Origin of the sequence: Saccharopolyspora halophila (genome assembly GCF_039531955.1) — a bacterium.
Classification (GTDB): Bacteria; Actinomycetota; Actinomycetes; order Mycobacteriales; family Pseudonocardiaceae; genus Saccharopolyspora; species Saccharopolyspora halophila.
Map to the genome: position 1 here is coordinate 123,034 of NZ_BAAARA010000001.1, position 26,135 is coordinate 149,168.

Below are 26,135 nucleotides of genomic sequence, written 5' to 3' on the forward strand. Positions count from 1 at the left end.
GCGAGAACCGCTCCCCGGAAATCCGACTTCCGGGGAGCGGTTCTTTGCTCGGCAGCGGCCCGATCAGCAGGGGGCGGGCGCGGAGAGCGAGACGATCACCCAGCCGCCGGTGGGCTGGCGGTGCAGCCTGAAGTCACCGAGGTTCGGGCCGCCGGTGACCTGCGTGTCGCAGGCGCGAATGGTCACATCGTCCTGCTGCGCCGGCTCCAGGGCCGCGCCCGCGAAGTTCGGGTTCTTGAACTGCATCGGCTCGGTGATCTGCGCCGTGATCGCGGCGACCGCGGCCGGGCAGTCCGGGGCCTGGTTGCCGCGGGCGAAGCCCTGCCTGCCCTCCGGGGTGAACTTCTGGCAGACCTTGTCCGGTTCGGTGGCCAGCGCGTCGTAGACCGTGCGCACGGCGTTCATCGGCTTGGTCTGCCGGATCGGGTTGGTGTGCAGGTGATCCCGGTGTGCCTGCACCGGGTTGGCCTCGTCGGCCCGATCGCTGGAGCCGAAGTAGTGGTTGTAGGCCCAGTTGAGCAGCAGCAGGGCGATGAGCAGGTAGAGCACCCGGCGGATCGCCTTGTAGCGCAGCAGCCCGAGCGCCTTCTTCCACCAGGGGCGCGGCGCGCCCGCGGCGGTGCCGCCACCCTGCGCGGCCTGCCATTCCTTGAACCTCTTGAACTCCAGGAACTCCTGGTACTCGCGATCGTCGGTGCCGCCCTGCCCGGTCGACGGCCGCGCGGACTGCGACGCCCCGTCGCCTCCCCGGGCCACCTCTTTGCCCGGCTCGACCTCCACGGCCTCGCCCTCGATGACCTCGGGCGGTTCGGAATCCTCGCGCGGCTGCTGCTGATCACCCACGCCGACCATCATGCCGGTACGCGCTCGCGCGGTCACCACCCGCGCCGGTGGCGCGTCCAACCCCCCCAGGTGAAGGGCCCGCGCCGGGTCGGCTATGCTGTTCGAGGTTCCACCCAAGACCGCTGGTCTTCTCCGGGTTTCCCGGGGAACTAAGGTCCCGTGAGATGCGGGCGGCCCGCGCAGGAGGGACGAGGCTATGCGAGATGCGCGTCTCCGTGCGCGCTCATGATCTTTCACGCCCCGTGCTGCCCTGCGCCGGGGCGTTTTGTCGTCTCAGGACCGACTGACTGGATGGGTCACCACAGTCGGACACAGAGAGGAGGCGACATGGCGAAGTCCGAAAAGGTCGAGGCAGTCGACGAGATCGCGCAGGCGTTCAACAACTCCAGCGCTGCCGTCGTGACCGAGTACCGCGGATTGTCGATGGCTCAGATCTCTGAGCTGCGGCGCTCGCTCGGGCCCAACGTTAAGTACCGTGTCGCGAAGAACACGCTGGTCAAGCGTGCCGCCGAGCAGTCGGGCGTCGAGGGGCTCGACGACCTGTTCGTCGGTCCGACCGCGATCGCCTTCGTCGAGGGCGAGCCGGTCGACGCGGCCAAGGCGATCAAGCAGTTCGCCAAGGACAACAAGGCGCTCGTCGTCAAGGGCGGGTACATGGACGGCCGCCCGCTGTCCACGTCCGAGGTCGAGAGCATCGCCGACCTGGACTCCCGCGAGGTCACGCTTTCGAAGCTGGCCGGCGCCATGAAGGCCAAGATGAGCCAGACCGCCGCGCTGTTCGCAGCACCGGCGTCCCAGGTGGCTCGGATGACCGATGCCCTGAAGGAGAAGAAGGGCAACGAGTAGGACTCCGAGTCGGTCCCGGTCCCGGCGCTCGCCGGGCCGCTTCAGACCCGGAAATCTCACTTGCTTCAAATCCCGTCCGGGACGCCGACGGTGCCCCGGTCTTGATCAGAAAGGACGCCTCCCATGGCGAAGATGAGCAACGACGAGCTGCTGGACGTCTTCAAGGAGATGACCCTCCTGGAGCTGTCGGAGTTCGTGAAGCAGTTCGAGGAGACCTTCGACGTCACCGCCGCCGCCCCGGCCGCGGTTGCCGCCGCCCCGGCCGCCGGTGGTGGCGAGGCCGAGGAAGCCGAGGAGCAGGACGAGTTCGACGTCATCCTCGAGGGCGCCGGCGACAAGAAGATCCAGGTCATTAAGGTCGTCCGCGAGGTCGTCTCCGGTCTGGGCCTGAAGGAGGCCAAGGAGCTGGTCGAGGAGACCGGCAAGCCGATCCTGGAGAAGGTCGACAAGGAGAAGGCCGACGACGCCAAGGAGAAGCTGGAGGCCGCCGGCGCTTCCATCTCCATTAAGTGAGCCAGTCGACTCACGGTCTGTAAGAGAACGGGCACTCGCAGCAACTGCGGGTGCCCGTTCTCTTTTGCATTGTGGGATCGGAACTTGCTTTTTCGGACATCTGCGCGGCGGGCTGGATTTTCGGTGAACTGGCGAGTAACCATGTGGCGGCGCACTCGTTGCACAGGTGTGACGCCACCAACCTTCGTTAATCGCGTCACATATGTAAGGGTGCTATTCCGGGGTAACCCTGGTTCGGTTCAAATCGCGAAGACGCGGAGGTTCGAGGATGGGCGTCGAGGTGGTTGTCGACGGGCTCTCGAAGTCCTTCGGCGCGCAGACCATCTGGCGAGATGTGTCGCTGACGCTGCCCACGGGTGAGATCAGCGTCCTGCTCGGCCCTTCTGGCACCGGTAAGTCGGTGTTCCTGAAGTCATTGGTCGGTCTGCTGAAGCCGGAGCAGGGCAAGGTCGAGATCAACGGGACTGACATCGTCACCTGCTCCGAAAGTGATCTTTACGAGGTCCGCAAGCTCTTCGGCGTGCTGTTCCAGGACGGCGCGCTGTTCGGTTCGATGAACCTCTTCGACAACATCGCGTTCCCGCTTCGCGAGCACACTCGCAAGACCGAATCGCAGGTTCGGGACGTGGTGAACGAGAAGATGGAGATGGTCGGGCTCATCGGCGCCGAGGACAAGCTTCCCGGCGAGATTTCCGGCGGTATGCGCAAGCGCGCGGGTTTGGCGCGCGCGCTGGTTCTCGATCCCGAAATTCTGCTGTTCGACGAGCCGGACTCCGGTCTGGACCCGGTGCGCACCGCGGTGCAGAACCAGCTGATCGTCGACCTGAACGCGCAGACCGATGCGACCTTCCTGATCGTCACCCACGACATCAACACCGCGCGGACGGTGCCGGACAACATCGGCATGCTCTACCGGCGCAACCTGGTGATGTTCGGTCCGCGCGAGGTGCTGCTGACCTCCGAGGAGCAGGCGGTCGTGCAGTTCCTCAACGGCCGCCCGGACGGTCCGATCGGTATGACCGAGGAGAAGGACACCGCGCTGGTCGAGGCGGAGCTGGCCAAGAACGGCCGGGCCGAGGTGCCGCCGATGATGGAGCAGCTGCCGGTCAGCCCGGGGCTGCCCGAGCGTTCCGCCGTGCGCCGCCGCAAGGACCGGGTGCTCAGCCAGCTGCGCACCCTGACGCCCACGGCGCAGGAGGAGATCCTCAAGAGCCTGTCCTCGGAGGAGCTGGCGCTCTACGGCTACAAGCGCCCGGCAACGGGCGGCTGGCCGGAAGGTGCTCCGCCCCAGCCGCCGCAGCCCCAGCCTCCGCAGGGGCCTCCGCAGGCACAGCCGCCGCGCCCGCAGCCCTCGCAGGGTCAGCCCTCGCAGGGCGCTCCGCAGCCGTCGAACCAGCCCGCTGCGCCGCGGCAGGGCAACTCGTCGCCGCAGCAGCGGCCGACGCCGTACCCGCGCGGTCAGCAGCAGGAGGAACCGGCCTGGCCGGGAGGTCTGCAGCCCGAGGAGGACTCTTCGGGCGAGCCGAAGCGGCGCTGGTTCGGCCGCAAGCGGGGTGAGCAGTGAGCACCAGTCGGACGCAGTTTCCCGGCGCGGGCGGCCTGCGAGAGACGGGCCGCCTTTTCGCGCTGGGCATGGACATCGTGCGGGCGTTCCCGTCGCGTCCGTTCCAGATCCGCGAGTTCATCCAGCAGTGCTGGTTCGTCGCCAGCGTCACGATCCTGCCGACGGCTCTGGTCTCGATTCCCTTCGGCGCGGTCATCGCGCTCCAGCTGGGTTCGCTGACCAGGCAGATCGGCGCGCAGTCGTTCACCGGTGCGGCCAGCGTGCTGGCGATCATCCAGCAGGCCAGCCCGATCGTGACGGCGCTGCTGATCGCAGGTGCCGGCGGTTCGGCGATCTGCGCCGACCTGGGCTCGCGCAAGATCCGCGACGAGATCGACGCGATGGAGGTGCTGGGCGTTTCGCCGATCCAGCGCCTCGTCGTGCCGCGGGTGCTGGCCGCGATGCTGGTCGCGGTGCTGCTCAACGCCATGGTCAGCGTGGTCGGCGTGATGGGTGGCTACACCTTCAACGTGATCATGCAGGGCGGTACGCCCGGTGCGTACATGGCCAGTTTCAACGCGCTGGCCCAGCTTCCCGATCTGTGGATCAGTGAGCTCAAGGCGTTGATCTTCGGCTTCCTGGCCGGCGTGGTGGCCGCCTACCGGGGCCTGAACCCGCCTCCCGGGCCGAAAGGCGTCGGGGATGCCGTGAACCAGTCGGTGGTGATCACCTTCCTGCTGCTGTTCGCGGTGAACTTCATCCTCACCACGCTGTACCTGCAGCTGGTGCCGCCAAAGGGAATGTGACGGGCACCGGGGGAATAGGAACATGGTGACGATCTCGCAGCGCGCCAAGCGCGCGGCTCGACGGCCACTCGAGGCGCTGGACGAACTGGGCGACCAGATGTCGTTCTACCTGCGCTCGCTGGCCTGGATCCCGCGGGCCATCACCCGCTACTTCAAGGAGACGATGCGCCTGCTGGCCGAGGTCAGCTTCGGCAGCGGTGCGCTCGCGGTCATCGGCGGCACGGTCGGCGTGATGATCGGCCTGACGCTGTTCACCGGAACGGTGGTCGGCCTGCAGGGTTTCGCCGCGCTGGACCAGCTGGGCACCTCGGCGTTCGCGGGCTTCGTCTCGGCCTACTTCAACACCCGCGAGATCGCGCCCCTGGTGGCCGGTCTCGCGCTCTCGGCGACCGTCGGCTCGGGCTTCACCGCCCAGCTCGGAGCCATGCGCATCTCCGATGAGATCGACGCGCTCGAGGTCATGGGCGTGCCGAGCTTGCCGTACCTGGTCACGACGAGGGTGATGGCCGGCTTCGTCGCGGTCATCCCGCTCTACGTGCTGGGCCTGCTGACGTCGTACATCGCCGCGCGGGCCGTGACGATCTACATGTACGGCCAGTCGGCGGGTACCTACGACCACTACTTCAACCTGTTCCTGCCTCCCGAGGACGTCCTGTGGTCCTTCGGGAAGGTGCTGGTCTTCAGCGTGGTGGTGATCATGACGCACTGCTACTACGGATATCGCGCCAGCGGCGGTCCCGCCGGGGTCGGCGTGGCGGTCGGACGCGCGGTGCGAACCGCGATCGTGACCACGGCGCTGCTCGACTTCTTCCTGAGCCTCGCCATCTGGGGCACCACTACGACCGTTCGGATCACCGGATGAGCGCGCGCGGAACCCTCACCACAGTGAAGCGGCGCGTGCTGGGTCTTGCGCTGCTGATGACCATCGTGCTGTTCGTGGTCACCTGCCTGGCCTTCTACCAGAAGGCGTTCAGCAACAACATCGAGGTCAAGCTGCAGGCGGCCTTCACCGGCAACCAGATCCGGCCCGAGTCCGACGTCAAGGTCCGCGGCATGGTCGTCGGCCGGGTCGAGCAGGTCGAGGCGACCCGCGACGGTTCGGTGCTGGACCTGTCGATCCAGCCGGACATGGCCAAGAAGCTGCCCAGCAACGTCAAGGCGCAGTTCCTGCCGCGCACGCTGTTCGGCGAGCGCTACGTCTCGCTGGACGTGCCCGAGGAGGCGTCCGGCGAGAAGCTGACCTCGGGAATGATGATCCAGCAGGACACCTCGCAGTCCGCGGTCGCGCTGGAGAAGGTGCTGGCCGACACGATGCCGGTGCTGCAGGCCGTGCACCCGCAGGACCTGGCGACCACGCTCAACGCGCTCGACCAGGCGCTGTCCGGCCGCGGTGATCAGCTCGGCGACACGCTGTCCCGGCTGAACACCTACCTGGAGGGGCTGAACCCCTCGGTCCCGGACCTGAAGCAGAACCTGCAGGAGCTGGTGGGCGTCGCGGAGACCTACGAGACGGCGGCCCCGGACGTGATCAACGCGCTGGACAACTTCAGCACCACGGCGCGCACGCTCGTGGACCAGAAGCAGAACCTCCAGACCCTGACCGGTCAGCTCACGACCACGTCCAACGATCTGACCGGGTTCCTGGAGAAGAACGGCGACACCATCGTCACGCTGGCCGACACCAGCAGGCCGACGCTGGACCTGCTGGCCAGGTACTCGCCGTCCTACCCGTGCTTCCTGAACGAGATGGCGCGGTTCGTGCCGCGGGTGCGCGAGGCGTTCGGCGAGGGCAGCGACGAGCCGGGCCTGCACATCACGCTGGAGGTCACGGCGCACCGCGGCAAGTACGTGCCGAACCAGGACGAGCCCGAGTTCAACGACCACCGAGGGCCGCGGTGCTACGACTTCATGGAGAACATCGACCCGATGCCGGAATACCCGCCGGACGGGCCCTTCAAGGACGGTTCGGAGCCGCCTCCGGCCTCGCGTCCGGCCACGGGCGGGCTGAATCCGCCTGCTGAAACGGCTCCGTCGTCGACTTCCTCGCAGTGGGTCAACTCCAAGGCCGAGCAGGACATGGTCGCCACCGTGCTCGCGCCCGCCGTCGGCCGCCCGGCCGAGCAGATTCCCGACTGGGGCTCGCTGCTGGTCGGCCCCGTGCTGCGCGGTGCGGAGGTGAGCTACCGATGAACGGACGCAGCATCACCGGTCCGCTGGTGAAGTTCCTGGTGTTCGTGCTGGTCACGTTGCTGGCCGCCGGCTTGCTGATCATGACCATCGCGAACCAGGACTTCCGGGCCTCGAAGTCCTACACCGCGCGGTTCACCGATGCGACCGCCCTCACCGAGGGCGACGACGTGCGGATCTCCGGTGTGAAGGTCGGCGAGGTCGAGAGCATCGACCTGGTCGACCGGCGCGTCGCCGAGGTGAAGTTCAACGTCGCCGAACGGCGGCTGCCGAGCAACGTCAGCGTCGCGATCAAGTACCGGAACCTGGTCGGTCAGCGCTATCTCGCGCTCGAGCAGGGCAGCGCGGGCATGCAGGCCGCGGGTACCCAGGGCGGGTTCCTGCAGCCCGGGGCCACCATCCCGCTGGAGCGCACCAAGCCCGCGCTGGATCTGACCGTGCTGCTCGGCGGCTTCAAGCCGCTGTTCCAGGCGCTCTCGCCGGAGGACGTCAACAAGCTGTCCTACGAGATCATCCAGGTGCTGCAGGGCGAGGGCGGCACGGTGGAGAGCCTGCTGGCCCACACCGCTTCGCTGACCCAGCACATCGCTTCCCGGGACAAGGTGATCGGGAACGTGATCAACAACCTGAACGGCGTGCTGGAGACGGTCAACGACCGCGATCAGCAGCTGTCCGAGATGATCGGTCAGCTGCGGCGGGTGGTCTCCGGGCTTTCCGAGGACCGCGAGGCGATCGGGGACGCGATCACCGCGATGGACGGGCTGACGAACAGCACCGGGGATCTGCTGCAGGACGCGCGTCCGGGGCTGCAGGCCGACATCAACGGGCTCGGTGAGTTGTCGAAGAACCTGAACGGCCACCAGGAGCTGATCGAGCGGACGTTGAAGAGAATGCCGAACAAGTTCGACACCCTCAGCCGCACGGCTTCGTACGGCTCGTGGTTCAACTTCTACCTGTGCGGGGCTTCCGGAAACGTCGGGGTCGGCGACCTGAACGTGCCGCTCCCGGTCATGCCCGTGACCCAGCCGAGGTGCCAGCGATGAAGTCCTTCTCCCAGCGCGACCCGCTCAAGATCGGTATCGCCGGCATCCTGGTGCTGGTGGTGCTGTTCTTGCTGGCCGCCAACTACGAACGGTTGCCGCTGATCAGCGGAACCAAGTACTCGGCGAACTTCACCGAGGCCGCGGGCCTGCGCGCCGACAACGAGGTGCGCATCGCCGGCGTCAAGGTCGGGACGGTTTCCGACGTCTCGCTCGAGGGCGATCACGTCAAGGTCGACTTCCGGATCGACGACGCGTGGCTGGGCGACAACACCACCGCCGCGATCAAGGTGAAGACGCTGCTCGGCCAGAAGTACCTGGCGCTCGACCCGCAGGGCGGCAAGGAGCTCGACTCGTCGGAACCGATCCCGACCTCGCGGACGATGTCGCCCTACGACGTCATCGAGGCGTTCAGCGACCTGTCCAAGAACGTCGACGCGATCGACAGCGAGCAGCTGGCGCAGAGCTTCCGGACCATGTCGCAGACCTTCTCCGACACGCCGGACGAGGTCGGCGGTGCGCTCGACGGGCTGAGCAAGCTGTCCAAGACCATCTCCTCGCGGGACGAGGAGCTGAAGAAGCTGCTGGACAACACCGCGAAGGCGTCCAAGACGGTGGCCGATCGCAACGCCGACTTCGAAAAGCTGCTCAAGGACGGCAATCTGCTGCTGCAGGAGCTGCACGCCCGGCGCGAGTCGATCAGCTCGCTGCTGACCGGAACGCAGCAGCTGTCCCGCCAGCTGTCCGGGATGGTCGAGGACAACCAGCAGCAGATCGGACCGGCGCTGGAGCAGCTGGACAAGGTCACCAAGATGCTGCAGCGCAACCAGGAAAACCTGGACCAGAGCCTGGCCTCCTTCGCACCGTTCACCCGGCTGTTCGCCAACGTGCTCGGCAACGGCCGGTGGTTCGACACCTACATCTGCGGGTTGCTGCCGCCCGCGATCGGACCGGTCAACCAGGAGGGCTGCAAGCCATGACGAACGCAGCTGCCAAGAGCTCCAACCTGGTCAAACTGATCGTCGTCGCAGTCGTCGTGATGCTGGTCGCCGCGGTGGGCGGATGGTGGATGTTCTCCGGTTCCGACCGGAAGGTCACGGCCTACTTCTCCGCCGCGGTGGGGATCTACCCCGGTGGTGACGTGCGGATGCTCGGCGTGCCGATCGGCACCATCGACGAGGTCGAGCCGATGGGCAAGAAGGTCCGCGTGGCGATGAGCGTCGAGCGCGATGTGGACGTGCCGAAGAACGCCAGCGCGGTGGCGGTTTCGCCGAGCGTGGTCAGCGACCGCTACGTGCAGCTCGCACCGGTCTACAAGGGCGGCCCGAAGATGGCCGACGGCGCGGTGATCCCGGAGGAGCGCACCGCCACCCCGGTGGAGCTGGACAACGTCTACCGCAGCCTCAACGACCTGACGAAGGCGCTGGGGCCGGAAGGGGCGAACAAGGACGGCGCGCTGACCGAGCTGCTCGACACCGGCGCCGCCAACCTCGAGGGCAACGGCAAGGCGCTCTCGGAGACGCTGAAGAACCTCGGCGAGGTCGGCACCACGATGTCGGGCAACAGCAAGGAGCTGTTCGAGACCGTCGACAACCTGCAGCGCTTCACGTCCATGCTGGCCGCCAACGACGACGAGGTGCGCAAGTTCAACACCCAGATGCAGCAGGTCAGCTCCGAGCTGGCTGGCGAGCGTCAGGACATGAGCGCCGCGCTGGCCGAGCTGGCGCAGGCGCTGGGCAAGGTGGAGACCTTCGTGCGGGACAACCGGGCCCACATCAAGACCAATGTGGACCAGCTCAACTCGGTGGCCTCGATTCTGGTCAAGCAGAAGAAGGCCCTCGAGGAGTCGCTGCTCAACGCTCCGGTGGCGATGAGCAACCTGAACAACGCCTACAACGGCGCATCCGGCACGCTCGACACGCGCGCGGTTTTCAACGAGGCCAACCAGCCGCCGCTGGTGTCGGTGTGCCGGATCCTGGAGCAGGGCGCGCCTGCTGATGTGCCCGCCGAGCTCTCCAACACGTGCCGTTCGCTGCAGCCGGTGCTCGACGGGGTGGCCCCGCTGCCGAGCCTGGGCGAGACCCTCGGCTCGGTGCAGAACGGCGAGTTGCCGCCGCTGCCGCTGCCGCTGACCGGCGGAACCCAGTCCGGAGGTGGCCAGTGATGCTGCACGAGCTCCGAGCGGCCGCAGCGGCCGGGTATCGCGCGAGGTTCGGCACCGGACGTCCGCGCGTCTCGGCTCGCAGGACCGCGGTCAAGGTCGTGACCTCCGCGACGGTCGCGCTGCTGGTGCTGTCCGGTTGCGGCTCCCGCGGGGTCTACGACATGCCGTTGCCCGGCGGCGCCGATGTCGGCAACGACCCGTACGAGGTGAAGGTCCACTTCAACGACGTGCTGGACCTGGTGCCCAACGCGGGCGTGCGGGTCAACGAGGTACCGGTGGGCCGGGTGGAGGACATCCGGCTGGCCAACGGCAGCTGGGACGCCGAGGTGACCGTGCGGGTCAACCGCGACGTGAAGCTGCCGGCCAACGCGATGGCCCGGTTGCGGCAGTCCAGCCTGCTCGGCGAGAAGTACGTCGAGCTGACGGCACCGCCGAAGAACCCGTCCGGCTCGCTGCGCGACGGCGCGACGATCCCGATCGAGCGCACCGGCCGCAACCCGCAGGTCGAAGAGGTCCTCGGCGCGCTGTCGCTGTTGCTCAACGGCGGTGGTGTGGCGCAGCTGCAGAGCATCACCAAGGAGCTCAACAAGGCGATGGAGGGCCGCGAGTCCGACATCCGCAACCTGCTGGGCAACCTCGACGAGCTGGTCGCCGGGCTGGACGCGCAGCGCAACGACATCACCAACGCGCTGGAGAGCATCGATCGGCTCAGCGCCAAGCTCAACGCGCAGCGCGGGCAGATCGACACCGCGCTCAACGAGCTCGGCCCCGGGCTGAAGGTGCTCGCCGACCAGCGAGAGCAGCTGGTCACCATGCTGCAGTCGCTGGACGAGCTCTCCGGTGTGGCCACCAACGTGGTGGACAAGTCGCACGAGGACCTGGTCGCCAACCTCAACCAGCTGGCCCCCACGCTGCACCAGCTCGCCGCGGCGGGCGACAGCCTGCCGAAGTCGCTGGAGGTGCTGATGACCTTCCCGTTCCCGGACAACGCGGTGCAGGGGATCAAGGGCAGCGATTACACCAACCTCTACGTCAAGGCCGACCTGAACCTGACGAACCTCCTGGAGAACCTCGGTCGTTCGCGGCAGCCGCTGCTGCGCGCGCCGGACGGCATCCCGCTGCCGCTGGCCGAGCCGAACCAGCAGCAGGCACCGCCGGAGCCGCAGCCGGAACCGGATCAGCAGCAGCAGAACAACGACGACGGCGGCGGTCTGCTCGGCTCGTTGCTTGGAGGTGACTGATGCTCACCCGTCAGGTCCGATTGCAGATCATGGGGTTCATCCTGATCGCGCTGGTCGGCGTCAGCTACGCGGGATTCCGCTACGCGGGCCTGGAGCGGCTGTTCGGCGAAACCGGTTACGAGGTCAAGCTGCAGCTCGCCGACACCGGTGGCGTGTTCGAGAACGCCGAGGTGACTTACCGGGGCGTTCCGGTGGGCCGAGTCGGCGAGATCGAGCTCGCCGACGACGGTGTGTCGGTACCGCTGAACATCAAGGACGACGCGCCGAAGATTCCGTCCGATGTGGAGGCCTCGGTCGAACTGCGGTCGGCGGTCGGTGAGCAGTACGTCGACCTGCGCCCGAAGGCGGACGGCGGGCCGTACCTCGAGGACGGCTCGGTCATCGAGCGCGCCTCGACGTCCACGCCGCTGCCCGTGCAGGACCTGATGACCAACCTGGACAACTTCGCCAACTCGGTTCCCACGGATTCGCTGAACACCGTGGTCAGCGAGCTCGGTACCGCGTTCCGCGGCAACGGTGGTCACCTGCAGACCATCTTGGACACCTCCAGGGAGTTCACCCAGCAGGCCCAGGACCACCTGCCGCAGACCGTGCAGCTGCTCGAGGACGGCAAGACGGTGCTGGCCACCCAGAACGACCAGGGATCGGCGATCAAGTCGTTCAGCAAGGACCTCAACCTGCTGTCGCAGTCGATCAAGTCCTCCGATCAGGACCTGCGCAACGTGATCCAGCAGGCGCCGCCGGCCGCGCGCCAGGTGAGCGGCCTGCTGCACGACAACGAGAACCTCGGGCCGCTGCTGGCCAACCTGACCAGCACCTCGAAGTTGTTGTCGGCCAACGTGGACGGCATCGAGCAGCTGTTCGTGTCCTACCCGGCGCAGGTCGCCGCGGCGAAGACGGTCGTTCCGGGCGATGGCACCGCGCACTTCGGTCTCGTGCTCAACGTCATGGATCCGTTGCCGTGTACAAAGGGCTATGAGGGAACTCAGAAGCGCGAGGGCACGGCCATGAACGAGGTGCCGTTGAACGCCGATGCGCACTGCGCCGAACCCCCGGGCAGCGATACCAGCGTGCGCGGCGCGCAGAACGCCCCCGGGAAGTAGGAGAGGAGCCGCGAATTGACCGCAGAAGGCAACACCAAGCGCCGTCCGGTGGTGGCGCTGGTGGCGTGCGGCCTGAGCCTGGTGCTCGCGTTGGTCGCCGGGGTGTTGTGGGTCCTGGCGGCCACCAGCTCCTCGGTGGCCTACGCGGAGACGCGCGACACGGCTCTGCAGGACGGCACCAGCGCGATCATCGCCTTCAACACCCTGGACCACAAGAAGGTCGAAGAGGGCCTCAAGCGGTGGGAGAAGTTCTCCACCGGGCCGCTGCACGACGAGATCAAGAAGAGCCACCAGGACTACGCCACCAAGATCAAGCAGGCGAAGTCGTCCACGACCGCGAAGGTCCTGGACGCGGGTCTGACCGAACTCGACCAGCAGGCTGGCAAGGCGAAGATGATCGCGGTCGTGCAGGTCACGGTCAACATCGAAGGTCAGAAGCCGTCCACCAAGCAGGACCGCTACCAGGCCGAGCTCTCGCGTGAGGGCGACACCTGGAAGCTCAGCAACCTCGGCACCGTCCCGGTCGGCTGAGGCGGGCGATACCTCTAGGAGCTAGTTCAGTTTGGGGTTTGCGTGGCGGTGCCGGGAGCGGAACCGCGGACGTCGCCGGGTTGCGGGGTCCGCGATTCGAGCAGCGGCCTGCGCGGCGCTGCGGGTTTCCTCGCCCGGCGACGTCTGAGAACCCGCCGCGGTGCGAACTGAGCCCCGCACCGCACGCGGCTCCGCCGCGTACCCAAGGACCCCTTCAGCGATTCTCAGGAGTGCAAGCCAGTGCCAACCAACCGCCGCTCCGGAAGCAACGGACAGCCCTCGGGCCGCAAGCCCAAGGTGGCCGGCCTGCGCAAGCGCGAGCAGACCGAGACCACGACGAGCACCGACCCGACCCCGGACGAGGGCACAACCTCCTCGGCGGGAGAAGGTGACGCCGCCGAGCCCGCAGGTGCGCAGTCCCGGGAGTCCGCATCGGACGGGCAGCTGAACGAGGCCGAGGACGCCGAGCCGCAATCGGAGTCCGCGGCCGCTTCGGAGCGGGAGTCGGACCGGGAGTCCGATTCGGACGCCGCGACCGCGGCCGGCTCGGGTGCCGAGGCCGGGTCGGCCTCGGAGTCCGCTGCGGAGTCCGGGAGCGAGTCCGAGTCCGCGCCCGAAGAGGACGAGTCCGCGCCCGAAGAGGACGAGTCCGGGCCCGAAGAGAACGAGTCCGGGCCCGAAGAGGACAGCGCCGCGGACGACGGGACGGGCTCCGGCGGCGAGGAAGCCGGGTCGGGCGCCAAGAGCGGCAAGTCCTGGGTCATCTGGGCCGTCACCGCGGTCTTCCTGATCGTGGCGATCGTGTGCGGCGCGATGGCCTACGCGACCTACTTCCGCGGCCCGATGGCCAACGAGGCCATGGTCTCCGCCGGTGAGACCAGCGAGGTCAAGGGCCAGGTCGAGGACGGCATCCAGAAGCTCTTCTCGTACGACTTCAACGACACGGCCAAGACCGAGAAGGCCGCCGACGACCTGCTGCGCGGCGAAGCCGTCAAGAAGTACGACGAGCTGTTCTCCGTGGTCAAGAAGGAAGCGCCGAAGCAGCAGCTCGTCGTGAACACCACCGTCAAGGGCAGCGCGGTGACGCGGCTGCAGGACGACAAGGCCACCGTCCTGGTCTTCGTCGACCAGCACGCGCTGCGCTCGGGCACCGGCGAGAGCAACGTCGGACCGGCCCAGCTCTCGGTGACGACCGAGAAGCAGGGCGACAGCTGGAAGATCACGAACCTGAACGTCCGCTGACGATCCGCGCCCGCCGGACGATCGAGGGGCCCTCGCGCAACCACGCGCGAGGGCCCCTCGTCCTGCCCAGATGTTTGGCGGTGCGGGGAGCGGAACCTCGGACGCCGCCGGGCTGCGGGATCCGCGGCTTGCGCAGCCACCTGCACGGCGCTGCGGCCGTCCTCGCCCGACGACGTCCGAGAACCCGCGGTGGCGCGGGCTGAGTCCCCACCTGAAACAGCGGCACCACCGCACTCCGCAAGGACCCCTAAGGCCCCATGTGCAGGTGCGCCGACCACATCGCGTGCCCGTTCGGGAACTTGCTGCGCAGTCGTCGCGCCGCGTTGTGCACGGCGTAGGCCGCCCCGTCGACGCCGTAGCCGTCCAGGCCGAAGAGCTCGGCGTAGACGTCGGCGTGGACCTCGGCGGCACTGTCGCCGTCCACCTCCCAGAGGGTGCCGATCACGTGGGTGTAGCCGGCGAAGCTCAACGCGCCAGCCAGCGACAGGGCGGCCGCGCACGGAGGGTCGGCGGCGGTCGCGCACTGCCCGAGGTAGCAGAACTCCGCCTGCCCCAGCGCGACCTGACCGAGCTCGACCAGGCCGAGCGGCCGTTGCCCCTCGCGGTCCAGCAGTAGCCCGGCGGCCGGCTGGGCCGGGAACTGCGAGCTGGGTTCGCAGACGTGCACCCAGGGGAACTGCGGCAGCATCCGCAGCATGTCCGGGGCGCCCGCGCTCTCGGTCGAGGCGATCTCCGCGGTGGGCCAGTACTGCGCCAGGATCTGGTTCTGCGGCGGCAGCTCGCGGGACACCTGCTCGGCCGAGCCGGCCGCGACCAGCGCACCGCCCTCGGCGGCACGCCTGCCCCGGCTCCGGTACAACGCGTTCAGCGTCGGCGTGTGCGAGGAGACGACCCGGTCCAGCGCGGAAGCACCGGCGTGCGCGGTCGCGGAGTGCAGCGGAAGGTAGGCCGCGGCGCCGAAGGCGCTCCACCAGATCCGCGGCCACCGCTCGCCGTCGGCGGGCGTGGTCAGGTATCCCATCCGGTCCAGCACGGGCCGGGTCATGCGCACCCAGGTCCAGTCCAGCACCTCGGCCATCGCCGCGTGATCGTCCTGCTGGGCCGCTGCCAGCAGGGCCGCGGCCATCGACCCGGCCTTCTCCGGCTCGACGCCGCTGAGCGGAACGGTCAGCACCCGGCCGCCGAAGACGATCAGCGCGTCGGAGCGGTACCGGCTGAGGTTGAGCACCGCGACGGCGCCCTCCTGGTTCTCCACGCCGATCTCGGCGATCCGCTCGATGCGCAGGTGGGCGGGCTGGACCTGCCGGACCTCGCCGAGCAGGTTGGTCCACGCGTCGGCCAGGTGCAGCCGGTCGTCGCCGTCCAGATCGGTGTCCTCCACCGGCCGGTCCAGCAGCCTGCGCAGTCGCACGATCTCGTCGGCGAGGTCCGGGCTGCTGCGGTGCAGCTCGCCGAGCTCGCCGCCGGTGGGCAGGTAGTCGGCCAGGATCGCCGACCGGCCGTGCTCGATGAGCTCGACCGCCCGGTCGGACTGGCCCGCCTCGACCGCGCACGCGGCGGCGTCGGCGACCAGCGTGGCCCAGCGCTGCTGGGCGCTCGGCGAGGCCACCACCCGCTTGCCGCGGGTCATCAACGGCAGCAGGTCTACGGCCAGCGAGAACGAGTCCAGCGCCTCGGACCACCGCTGCTCGGAGGCGCTCATCCTCCCGGCCAGCGCGGCGGCGCGCAGTCGCTGGTCGGCCGGGGCGTTGATCAGCTCCGCCGCCTCGGTGAGCACCTTGCGGGCCCACCGGTAGTGCCTGCGCCGCCCGTTGCGCTGGTGCAGCGCTTGCAGCGCGCGCCCGAGGTCCGTGGCCACACCCGCGCGGCCGGGGGCGTCGGCGGGCATGGCGATCAGCGCCTGGTCGAACAGCTCGATGGCGTTGTCCAGGTCCTTGGTGCGCCCGGAGGTGGCGAACCGGTGCGCCGCGCACCGGCCCAGCTGCACCCAGGCGATCCGCTGGGCCGGTGAGCCCGCGGACTTGGACACCTCGTGCGCTAGTTCCGCCGCCCGGTCCAGGTCGCCGCGCTCCTCGCCGTGCTCGAAGCGCTCCAGCAGGGCGGTGACGAGCGCGATGATCATCCGATGCCGGTCGGCCTCGCTCGCGCCCTCCACTGCGGCCTCGGCGGCGGTGACCGCGGTGTCGAGCGCCCTGGCCTCACCGCCGTGCAGGTATTGCCTGCGCAATAAGGCCGCGTAGCCGGCGAGCGCGGCCGAGCGGCCGGGGTCGTCCGCGGTCATCGCGCGCACCGCCGGGGTGATCGGCCGCAGCACCCGGCGGAGCTGCCCGGGTTCACCGGTGGCGTCGACGTGCTCGCCGGTGGTCTCGGTGAGCTGGCCGATGGTCAGGCCGAGCAGCGGGTTCCCGCCCTCCAGCACGCCGAGCACGCCCATGAGCTCGTTGATCGCGGTGTTGAGATCGGTGAGGTCGCCGCTGCGCTGGAAGCGCAGCCGCAGCGCATCGGCGTAGCGGCACAGCGCGGTGCGCCGGTTCTCCCCGTCGGCCAGGGCACCCGCGCCGGTGCCGAGGTGCTTGATCGCCTCGTCCAGATCGTCCAGCGACCAGCTGCGCCGGTAGCGGCGCAGCAGCGCGCTGCCCAGGTTGACCAGCAGCTCCGACGTGTTGAATTCGCTCGCGGGGGAGATCCGAGCGGCCTCCCGGAACGCGGGGATGGACTCCTCGTCGGAGTCGATCGATCCGGACAGCTCGGCGTGCAGCTTGAGCGCGTTGGCCAGCCGCATCAGCACCATCGGCCGCCGGTCGTCGCGCTTGGACGTCTGCTGCAACGCCTCCTGCGCGACCCGGGCGCTCTCGGCCGCCAGGTCCTCCCGGCCGGTCTTGTTCGCCAGGTCACTCAGCGCCAGCGCCAGGTTGCAGTAGTACAGCGCGCGGTCGCGGTCGCCCGAGTGCGCCGAGTCGACGGCGGCCCGGTAGTAGCTGATCGCGTCCTCGAGGTCGGCGAACTCGCCGCTTCGCACGTGGGTCAGCTGGGTCGCGCTGCCCAGGTTGTTGAGCACCCCGGCGCGCGCCGGATCGTCCCCACGCAGCACGCCCGCGGTGGTGCGGAACACCTCGGTGACCCACGGCAGGGCGGAGAAGTCGAAGGTGTTGACGATGTTGTTCATCGCCGCGATGGCGTCGGCGTAGCGCTGCTCGGCGCTGGGGCGCTCGCCGCCGGGCCGCTCGAAGCCGCGCGGGGTCTCGGGTGGTGCCGGCTCGATGGGAGGCGTCGCGGGGGCCTCGGGAGGAGCGGTCTCCTCTTCGGGGGCGAACCAGCTCGAATGTGCGTCGCCCCGATCCTTCCCGGTCCAACGCTGCAGCCCGCGGAAGCGCTCGCTCGCGCGGCTTGCATCGTCTGTCATCGGTCTCGTTCTCCTGTGGCCTGCCGGGCACCGGTCGGGGCCGGTGGTCGTGTCACGTTACCGGCGGGGCTAATTGTTCAACCAGCCCGTGATTACCTGGTGAGATCGGTCAGGAGGCAGGCTCGGCCGCCGGTCCGATTTCTGAGGTCTTGGACGGAGAAGTTACTAGGTTCGGCGTGTCAGATCAGCCGGGTATCCACATCGGGTGGTCTCGATGTGATCGAGCTCTTTCGAAGGTGACCGGTGACCACCGGGTTTGGACAGACGTTGCGACAAATGGGTGACTTCCGCCCAGGTCAGGGGCCTGCGAGGGCGGCGTAGAGTTGATCATGAAATCGGCCCGCGGTGGCGCCGGATCGGTTCCGATCGGCCGCCAACTGGTCTCGGCCGGTCTCGGATGGTCTGACCGATTCGGTATTTTCATGATCAATAGATGGCCGCCCGGAAATGGGTTGTGACCGCGACCTCCCATTCGGGCGCGCGAGCAGTTATTGGAACTTCGAGGTTCCGAAACTGAGAATGATCTTCTGCGGTGCCGTCCCGCGCGCGGGTGGGCGCGTGCTCGCCCGGGTGCGGGGCCGAGGAGTCAAGGGCCGTTCGGGCATCCTTCGCGGGTCGCGTCGCGGATGCCCACCAAAGGATGATCATCTCGCGCTGACCAGGGAGAAAGGCTCACCCGGCGGTTACGTCCGGTGATCGTGGTCTGCGCCACGAGAGTGACGGGAGCGCGATCTCTTGACTGAAAGCTCGCGTGGGTTCACTCTGGTCGTCAACACGGGGTTGGGCCGCCATCGGGTGGGCCCCCTCGACAGCTGGCGTCCTTCCGGTTAGACTGCTACTTTGCGCTGCCCTCTTTCCGTCTGGCCTGTACCGGACCGTAGGATGGCGAGCGCCATTGCACCCTTGACAGCTGTGCTAGTGATCTGCGCGCTCCACTGATAGCGCGCTGTCTCTGGCGTGGCTGTAGCCAGTTCAGAGTCCCGGAAGGACGCATCTTGGCAGTCTCCCGCGCGACCAAGGTCTCTGCAGCTTCCAACTACACGTCGGGGATCCCTGAGGCACCCACTCGGGTCTCGTTCGCGAACATCCGCGAACCGCTCAACGTGCCGAACCTGCTAGACCTGCAGATCCAGTCCTTCGAATGGCTTGTCGGTAGCGAGGCCTGGTTCCAGCGCCGGGTCGACTCCGGCGAGGAAAGTCCGGTTGGCGGCCTGGAAGAGGTCCTGAGCGAGATCTCCCCCATCGAGGACTTCTCCGGATCGATGTCGCTGTCTTTCTCCGATCCTCGGTTCGACGAGGTCAAGGCCTCCGTCGACGAGTGCAAAGACAAGGACATGACCTACGCGGCGCCCCTGTTCGTCACCGCGGAGTTCATCAACAACACCACCGGCGAGATCAAGAGCCAGACGGTGTTCATGGGTGACTTCCCGGTCATGACCGACAAGGGCACCTTCATCATCAACGGCACCGAGCGGGTCGTGGTCTCCCAGCTCGTGCGCTCTCCCGGTGTCTACTTCGACCAGTCGGTGGACAAGACCACGGACAAGGACGTCTACAGCGTCAAGATCATTCCCAGCCGCGGTGCGTGGCTGGAGTTCGACGTCGACAAGCGCGACACCGTCGGTGTCCGCATCGACCGCAAGCGCCGGCAGCCGGTCACCGTGCTGCTCAAGGCGCTCGGCTGGTCCACCGAGGCCATCCGCGAGCGCTTCGGCTTCTCCGAGACGCTGATGGCGACCCTGGAGAAGGACCACACCGGCGGCACCGACGAGGCGCTGCTGGACATCTACCGCAAGCTGCGCCCCGGCGAGCCGCCGACGAAGGAGAGCGCGCAGACCCTCCTGGAGAACCTCTTCTTCAAGGAGAAGCGCTACGACCTGGCCCGCGTCGGCCGCTACAAGGTCAACAAGAAGGTCGGCCTCGAGCTCCCGTACGAGACCGGCGTGCTGACCGAGGAAGACATCGTCACCACGATCGAGTACTTGGTTCGCCTGCACGCGGGCGAGACCGAGATGCCGCAGCGTGATGCCGAGGGCAACGTCGTCGAGGGCGCCACCAACCCGGTCGAGGTCGACGACATCGACCACTTCGGCAACCGTCGGCTGCGCACCGTCGGCGAGCTGATCCAGAACCAGGTCCGCGTCGGCCTCTCGCGCATGGAGCGGGTCGTCCGCGAGCGGATGACCACCCAGGACGTCGAGGCGATCACGCCGCAGACCCTGATCAACATCCGCCCGATCACGGCTTCGATCCGCGAGTTCTTCGGCACTTCGCAGCTCTCGCAGTTCATGGACCAGACCAACCCGATCGCGGGTCTGACGCACAAGCGTCGTCTCTCCGCGCTCGGCCCGGGCGGTCTGTCCCGTGAGCGCGCGGGCATGGAAGTCCGAGACGTGCACCCGTCGCACTACGGCCGGATGTGTCCGATTGAGACGCCGGAAGGCCCGAACATCGGTCTGATCGGCTCGCTGGCCACCTTCGGCCGGGTCAACCCGTTCGGCTTCATCGAGACGCCGTACCGCAAGGTCATCGACGGCGTGGTCACCGACCAGATCGACTACCTGACCGCCGACGAGGAGGACCGCTACGTCAAGGCGCAGGCCAACGCGCCGATCGACGCGGACGGCAACTTCCTCGACGAGCGCGTGCTGGGCCGCCGGAAGGGCGGCGAGGTCGAGCTGCTGGCCCCGACCGAGATCGACTACATGGACGTCTCGCCGCGGCAGATGGTCTCCGCCGCGACCGCGATGATTCCGTTCCTCGAGCACGACGACGCGAACCGCGCCCTGATGGGTGCGAACATGCAGCGTCAGGCGGTGCCGCTGCTGCGCGCCGAGTCCCCGCTGGTGGGTACCGGTATGGAGCTGCGCGCCGCGGTCGACGCCGGTGAGGTCATGACCGCGGAGAAGGCCGGTGTGGTCGAGGAGCTCACCGCCGAGTTCGTGACGATCATGGCCGACGACGGCACCCGCCGCTCGTACCGGATGGAGAAGTTCTCCCGCTCCAACCACGGCACCTGCATCAACCAGAAGCCGATCGTCAGCGAGGGCGACCGGGTCGAGGCCGGGCAGGTCATCGCCGACGGTCCGAGCACCCAGAACGGCGAGATGGCCCTGGGCAAGAACCTGCTCGTGGCGATCATGCCGTGGGAGGGCCACAACTACGAAGACGCGATCATCCTGTCCCAGCGCCTGGTGCAGGACGACGTGCTCACCTCGATCCACATCGAGGAGCACGAGGTCGACGCTCGCGACACCAAGCTGGGCGCCGAGGAGATCACCCGGGACATCCCGAACGTCTCCGACGACGTGCTGGCCGATCTCGACGAGCGCGGCATCATCCGCATCGGTGCCGAGGTCCAGGGCGGCGACATCCTGGTCGGCAAGGTCACGCCGAAGGGCGAGACCGAGCTGACCCCGGAGGAGCGGCTGCTGCGCGCCATCTTCGGCGAGAAGGCCCGCGAGGTCCGCGACACCTCGCTGAAGGTGCCGCACGGCGAGACCGGCAAGGTCATCGGCGTCCGCGTGTTCAACCGCGAGGACGACGACGAGCTGCCCCCGGGCGTCAACCAGCTGGTCCGCGTCTACGTCGCGCAGAAGCGCAAGATCTCCGACGGTGACAAGCTCGCGGGCCGGCACGGCAACAAGGGCGTCATCGGCAAGATCTTGCCCGCCGAGGACATGCCGTTCATGGCGGACGGCACGCCGGTCGACATCATCCTGAACACCCACGGTGTGCCGCGACGGATGAACATCGGCCAGGTCCTGGAGACGCACCTCGGCTGGATCGCCTCCCAGGGGTGGTCCATCGACGGGACGGCCGAGTGGGCCAAGCGCCTGCCGGAGGACATCCTCGAGGTGGAGCCGGGTACGAACACGGCGAGCCCGGTGTTCGACGGTGTGCGCGAGGAGGAGATCACCGGCCTGCTGGGCTCGACCAAGCCGAACCGCGACGGCGATCGGATGGTCGGTTCGGACGGCAAGGCCGAGCTGATCGACGGTCGCAGCGGTGAGCCGTACCCGTACCCGGTCGCCGTCGGGTACATGTACATCCTGAAGCTGTCGCACCTGGTGGACGACAAGATCCACGCCCGGTCGACCGGCCCGTACTCGATGATCACCCAGCAGCCGCTGGGCGGTAAGGCCCAGTTCGGTGGTCAGCGCTTCGGTGAGATGGAGTGCTGGGCCATGCAGGCCTACGGTGCGGCCTACACGCTGCAGGAACTGCTCACGATCAAGTCGGACGACGTGGTCGGCCGCGTCAAGGTCTACGAGGCGGTCGTCAAGGGCGAGAACATCCCGGAGCCGGGCATCCCGGAGTCCTTCAAGGTGCTCCTGAAGGAGCTCCAGTCGCTGTGCCTGAACGTCGAGGTGCTCTCCAGCGATGGTGCCGCGATCGAGATGCGCGACAGCGAGGACGAGGACCTGGAGCGCGCCGCTGCCAACCTCGGCATCAACCTGTCCCGCAACGAGAACCCGTCGGTTGACGACATCGCGCACTGACACTCGCCGCCGGCCCGCGGGGCAACTCGCGGGCCGGCGCCCGACCCAACCTGGCACAAGCCGGCCCCGGTCCGACCGGGGCGGCCCCTTCCGACCAAGGGAGAAGACCCGACGTGCTTGACGTCAACTTCTTCGATGAACTCAAAATCGGCCTCGCCACGGCCGACCAAATCCGCCAGTGGTCGTACGGCGAGGTCAAGAAGCCCGAGACCATCAACTACCGCACCCTGAAGCCGGAGAAGGACGGACTCTTCTGCGAGAAGATCTTCGGTCCGACCCGGGACTGGGAGTGCTACTGCGGTAAGTACAAGCGCGTCCGCTTCAAGGGCATCATCTGCGAGCGCTGCGGTGTCGAGGTCACCCGCGCCAAGGTGCGCCGCGAGCGGATGGGCCACATCGAGCTGGCCGCCGCGGTGACCCACATCTGGTACTTCAAGGGTGTTCCGTCCCGTCTGGGATACCTGCTGGACCTGGCCCCGAAGGATCTCGAGAAGATCATCTACTTCGCGGCCTACGTGGTCACCTCGGTCAACACCGAGCTGCGGCACAACGACCTGTCCACGCTGGAGAGCGAGGTCAGCGTCGAGCGCAAGCACCTCGCCGACCAGCGGGACCAGGACCTGGAGGCCCGGGCCCAGAAGCTCGAGGCCGACCTGGCCGCGCTCGAGGCCGAGGGCGCCAAGAGCGACCAGCGCCGCAAGGTCAAGGAGAGCGCCGAGCGCGAGATGAAGCAGCTGCGCGACCGCGCGCAGCGCGAGCTCGACAAGCTCGACGAGATCTGGGAGACCTTCACCAAGCTGGAGCCCCGTCAGCTCATCGCCGACGAGTCGCTCTACCGCGAGCTCTACGACCGCTACGGCGAGTACTTCACCGGCGGCATGGGCGCGGAGGCCATCCAGTCGCTGCTGGCCAACTTCGACATCAACGCGGAGGCCGAGGGTCTGCGCGAGACCATCCGCAGCGGCAAGGGCCAGAAGAAGCTGCGCGCGCTCAAGCGGCTCAAGGTCGTGGCGGCCTTCCAGGCCACCGGCAACGACCCGAGCGGCATGGTGCTCAACGCGGTGCCGGTCATGCCGCCGGACCTGCGCCCGATGGTGCAGCTCGACGGTGGCCGGTTCGCCACCTCGGACCTCAACGACCTGTACCGCCGGGTCATCAACCGCAACAACCGCCTCAAGCGACTGATCGACCTCGGTGCTCCCGAGATCATCGTCAACAACGAGAAGCGGATGCTGCAGGAGTCCGTGGACGCGCTGTTCGACAACGGTCGTCGCGGGCGTCCGGTCTCCGGCCCGGGCAACCGGCCGCTGAAGTCGCTGTCCGACCTGCTCAAGGGCAAGCAGGGCCGGTTCCGCCAGAACCTGCTCGGTAAGCGCGTCGACTACTCCGGCCGTTCGGTCATCGTCGTCGGCCCGCAGCTGAAGCTGCACCAGTGCGGCCTGCCGAAGGAGATGGCGGTCGAGCTGTTCAAGCCGTTCGTCATGAAGCGGCTGGTCGACCTCAACCACGCGCAGAACATCAAGTCCGCCAAGCGGATGGTGGAGCGCCAGCGCCCGCAGGTGTGGGACGTGCTGGAAGAGGTCATCGCCGAGCACCCGGTGCTGCTCAACCGCGCTCCGACGCTGCACCGCCTGGGCATTCAGGCGTTCGAGCCGCAGCTGGTCGAGGGCAAGGCGATCCAGCTCCACCCGCTGGTCTGCGAGGCGTTCAACGCCGACTTCGACGGTGACCAGATGGCGGTCCACCTGCCGCTGTCCTCGGAGGCGCAGGCCGAGGCCCGCGTGCTGATGCTGTCCAGCAACAACATCCTCTCGCCCGCCTCCGGGCGGCCGCTGGCGATGCCGCGTCTGGACATGGTCACCGGGCTGTACCACCTGACCAAGCAGGTCGACGGTGCCAACGGCGAGGGCCAGGCCTTCTCCTCGGTCGGTGAGGCGATCATGGCCTACGACCTGGGCAACCTGGACCTGCAGGCCAAGGTCAAGATCCGGCTGCGCGACGTCGTTCCGAACGCCGCGCAGATGCCGGAGGAGTGGGAGCCGGGTCAGCCCTGGACCGCCGAGACCACCCTGGGCCGGGTCTGGTTCAACGAGCTGCTGCCCGACGACTACGGGTTCGTCGACGAGCTGCTGCCGAAGAAGAAGCAGGCGGCGATCGTCAACGACCTCGCCGAGCGGTACCCGATGGTCACGGTCGCCCAGACGCTGGACAAGCTCAAGGACGCCGGCTTCTTCTGGGCCACTCGCTCCGGCGTGACCGTGTCGATCTCCGACGTGGTCGTGCCCGAGAGCAAGACCGAGATTCTCGACAACTACGAGAACAAGGCCGACCAGGTCGAGAAGCGGTACCGCCGCGGTGCGCTGTCGTACCAGGAGCGCAACGCCGAGCTGGTCAAGGTCTGGACGGCGGCCAAGGACGAGGTCGCCGAGGCCATGGAGAACAACTTCCCGGACGACAACTCGATCTCCACGATCGTGAAGTCCGGTGCCGCCGGTAACATGACGCAGGTCGTGCAGCTGGCCGGTATGCGTGGTCTGGTGTCGAACCCGAAGGGTGAGTACATCCCGCGCCCGATTAAGGCCAACTTCCGCGAGGGCCTGTCCGTGCTGGAGTACTTCATCTCCAACCACGGTGCTCGCAAGGGTCTGGCCGACACGGCGCTGCGTACCGCCGACTCGGGCTACCTGACCCGTCGTCTGGTCGACGTCTCGCAGGACGTGATCGTCCGCGAGGGCGACTGCGCCACCGAGCGCGGCATCAAGATGCCGATCGCGGACAAGCTGCCCGACGGTCGACTCATCCGTCACCAGCACGTCGAGACCAGCGTCTACGCCCGGACCACTGCCGAGGACGTCATGGACGCCGACGGCAACACGATCATGGCCCGCGGTTCCGACCTGGGCGACCCGGCGATCGAGAAGCTGCTCGAGGCCGGCGTCACCAAGGTCAAGGTCCGCAGTGTCCTGACCTGCGAGTCCGGCGTGGGCGTCTGCTCGGTCTGCTACGGCCGCTCGATGGCCACCGGCAAGCTCGTCGACGTCGGCGAGGCCGTGGGCATCGTCGCCGCGCAGTCCATCGGTGAGCCGGGTACGCAGCTGACCATGCGCACCTTCCACCAGGGCGGTGTCGCCGGTGACGACATCACCACCGGTCTGCCGCGTGTCCAGGAGCTGTTCGAGGCCCGCGTCCCGAAGGGCAAGGCGCCGATCGCCGACACCTCCGGGCGCATCCGGCTGGAGGACAACGACCGCTACTGGAAGATCACGATCATTCCGGACGACGGCGGCGAGGAGATCGTCTACGACAAGCTGTCCAAGCGGCAGCGCCTCGCGGCGATCTCGGTCGACGGTACCGAGCGGCAGATCTCCGACGGCGACCACGTCGAGGTCGGTCAGCAGCTGCTGGAAGGTGCGGTCGACCCGCACGAGGTGCTGCGCGTGATGGGCCCGCGCGAGGCTCAGCTGCACCTCGTGGACCAGGTGCAGGAGGTGTACCGGTCGCAGGGTGTGGGCATCCACGACAAGCACGTCGAGGTCATCGTCCGCCAGATGCTGCGCCGGGTCATCATCATCGACTCGGGTGCCACCGAGTTCCTGCCCGGTTCGCCGGTCGAGCGCTCGCAGTTCGAGGGCGAGAACCGCCGCGTCGTCGCCGAGGGCGGGGACCCGGCCTCCGGCCGTCCGGTGCTGATGGGCATCACCAAGGCGTCGCTGGCCACCGAGTCGTGGCTGTCGGCGGCCTCCTTCCAGGAGACGACCCGCATTCTCACCAACGCCGCGATCGAGGGCGCGAGTGACAAGCTGGTCGGCCTGAAGGAGAACGTGATCATCGGTAAGTTGATCCCGGCCGGTACGGGCATCAACCGGTACCGCAACATCCAGGTGCAGCCGACCGAGGAGGCACGGGCCGCGGCCTACGCGATCCCGTCCTACGACGACAGCTACTACACCCCGGATGTCTTCGGTGCCGGCACCGGTGCCGCGGTTCCGCTGGACGACTACGACTTCGGCCGCGACTACCGCTGAGGCCGATGACCAAGAACCCCCTGCCCGACTCCTCCGGGCAGGGGGTTCTTTTTCGTCTGACAGTTTTGCCTAAAACTGTGAGCCTTCGGCGCCCGAAATGTCCTGACGGTTTTAGGCAAAACTGTCAGGCAGACGAAAGCCCCCGG

The 26,135-nt window shown here is 67.9% G+C and carries 17 protein-coding genes; 15 read left to right on the forward strand and 2 right to left on the reverse strand.

From position 1 onward, the window contains the following. Positions 1-63: 63 nt before the first annotated feature. Positions 64-843, reverse strand: coding sequence for a hypothetical protein (locus tag ABD289_RS00670; RefSeq protein WP_344125280.1), 780 nt, complete (start codon positions 841-843; stop codon positions 64-66). A 327-nt stretch (positions 844-1,170) separates the two neighbouring features. Here ABD289_RS00670 and rplJ point away from each other — a divergent pair, with 327 nt between their 5' ends. The 13 genes from rplJ to ABD289_RS00735 all read left to right on the forward strand — a co-directional run bounded on the left by rplJ (position 1,171) and on the right by ABD289_RS00735 (position 14,059). Further along, positions 1,171-1,689 (forward strand): 50S ribosomal protein L10, encoded by a 519-nt coding sequence (gene rplJ, locus ABD289_RS00675; protein ID WP_344125282.1) that lies wholly within the window; start codon positions 1,171-1,173, stop codon positions 1,687-1,689. Positions 1,690-1,812: 123 nt separating this feature from the next. Next, positions 1,813-2,202 carry a 50S ribosomal protein L7/L12 gene (gene rplL / locus ABD289_RS00680; protein ID WP_344125284.1) on the forward strand — a complete coding sequence of 130 codons (390 nt, stop codon included), beginning with the start codon at positions 1,813-1,815 and terminating at the stop codon, positions 2,200-2,202. 268 nt (positions 2,203-2,470) lie between these two features. Next, entirely contained in the window at positions 2,471-3,766 is a 1,296-nt protein-coding gene (locus ABD289_RS00685; RefSeq protein WP_344125287.1) for an ATP-binding cassette domain-containing protein, read from the forward strand. Then, positions 3,763-4,551 (forward strand): MlaE family ABC transporter permease, encoded by a 789-nt coding sequence (locus tag ABD289_RS00690; protein ID WP_344125289.1) that lies wholly within the window; start codon positions 3,763-3,765, stop codon positions 4,549-4,551. Before ABD289_RS00685 ends, ABD289_RS00690 begins: the two co-directional genes overlap by 4 nt. 22 nt (positions 4,552-4,573) lie before the next feature. Next, a complete protein-coding gene (locus tag ABD289_RS00695; protein ID WP_344125291.1) occupies positions 4,574-5,413 on the forward strand; it encodes an MlaE family ABC transporter permease in 840 nt (279 codons plus the stop codon). After that, positions 5,410-6,741 (forward strand): MCE family protein, encoded by a 1,332-nt coding sequence (locus ABD289_RS00700; RefSeq protein WP_344125293.1) that lies wholly within the window; start codon positions 5,410-5,412, stop codon positions 6,739-6,741. Before ABD289_RS00695 ends, ABD289_RS00700 begins: the two co-directional genes overlap by 4 nt. Then, a complete protein-coding gene (locus ABD289_RS00705; RefSeq protein WP_344125296.1) occupies positions 6,738-7,781 on the forward strand; it encodes an MCE family protein in 1,044 nt (347 codons plus the stop codon). Before ABD289_RS00700 ends, ABD289_RS00705 begins: the two co-directional genes overlap by 4 nt. Beyond that, positions 7,778-8,758 carry an MCE family protein gene (locus ABD289_RS00710; RefSeq protein WP_344125299.1) on the forward strand — a complete coding sequence of 327 codons (981 nt, stop codon included), beginning with the start codon at positions 7,778-7,780 and terminating at the stop codon, positions 8,756-8,758. Before ABD289_RS00705 ends, ABD289_RS00710 begins: the two co-directional genes overlap by 4 nt. Further along, positions 8,755-9,942, forward strand: coding sequence for an MCE family protein (locus ABD289_RS00715; protein ID WP_344125301.1), 1,188 nt, complete (start codon positions 8,755-8,757; stop codon positions 9,940-9,942). Before ABD289_RS00710 ends, ABD289_RS00715 begins: the two co-directional genes overlap by 4 nt. Then, positions 9,942-11,183: an MCE family protein gene (locus ABD289_RS00720; protein ID WP_344125303.1), complete on the forward strand. Its 1,242-nt coding sequence runs from the start codon at positions 9,942-9,944 to the stop codon at positions 11,181-11,183. Before ABD289_RS00715 ends, ABD289_RS00720 begins: the two co-directional genes overlap by 1 nt. Then, the gene (locus ABD289_RS00725; RefSeq protein ID WP_344125305.1) at positions 11,183-12,286 is read left to right on the forward strand and encodes an MCE family protein; all 1,104 of its coding nucleotides are present in this window, start codon (positions 11,183-11,185) and stop codon (positions 12,284-12,286) included. The genes ABD289_RS00720 and ABD289_RS00725 overlap by 1 nt, the downstream gene beginning before the upstream one ends. 15 nt (positions 12,287-12,301) lie before the next feature. Continuing rightward, complete coding sequence (locus ABD289_RS00730) at positions 12,302-12,817, forward strand: hypothetical protein (protein WP_344125307.1); 516 nt, start codon at positions 12,302-12,304, stop codon at positions 12,815-12,817. Between the two features lie 240 nt (positions 12,818-13,057). Beyond that, positions 13,058-14,059 (forward strand): hypothetical protein, encoded by a 1,002-nt coding sequence (locus tag ABD289_RS00735; RefSeq protein WP_344125309.1) that lies wholly within the window; start codon positions 13,058-13,060, stop codon positions 14,057-14,059. A 247-nt stretch (positions 14,060-14,306) separates the two neighbouring features. Here the strand turns inward: ABD289_RS00735 and ABD289_RS00740 are convergent, their stop codons facing one another. After that, entirely contained in the window at positions 14,307-17,462 is a 3,156-nt protein-coding gene (locus ABD289_RS00740; RefSeq protein ID WP_344125311.1) for a CHAT domain-containing protein, read from the reverse strand. Between the two features lie 995 nt (positions 17,463-18,457). On the opposite strand from ABD289_RS00740, the gene rpoB reads away from it, so the two are divergent. Both rpoB and ABD289_RS00750 read left to right on the forward strand, forming a co-directional pair. After that, positions 18,458-21,964: a DNA-directed RNA polymerase subunit beta gene (gene rpoB / locus ABD289_RS00745; protein WP_344125313.1), complete on the forward strand. Its 3,507-nt coding sequence runs from the start codon at positions 18,458-18,460 to the stop codon at positions 21,962-21,964. Between the two features lie 113 nt (positions 21,965-22,077). Next, positions 22,078-25,989, forward strand: a complete 3,912-nt coding sequence (locus tag ABD289_RS00750; protein WP_344125315.1) for a DNA-directed RNA polymerase subunit beta' — start codon at positions 22,078-22,080, stop codon at positions 25,987-25,989. Positions 25,990-26,135: the final 146 nt, after the last annotated feature.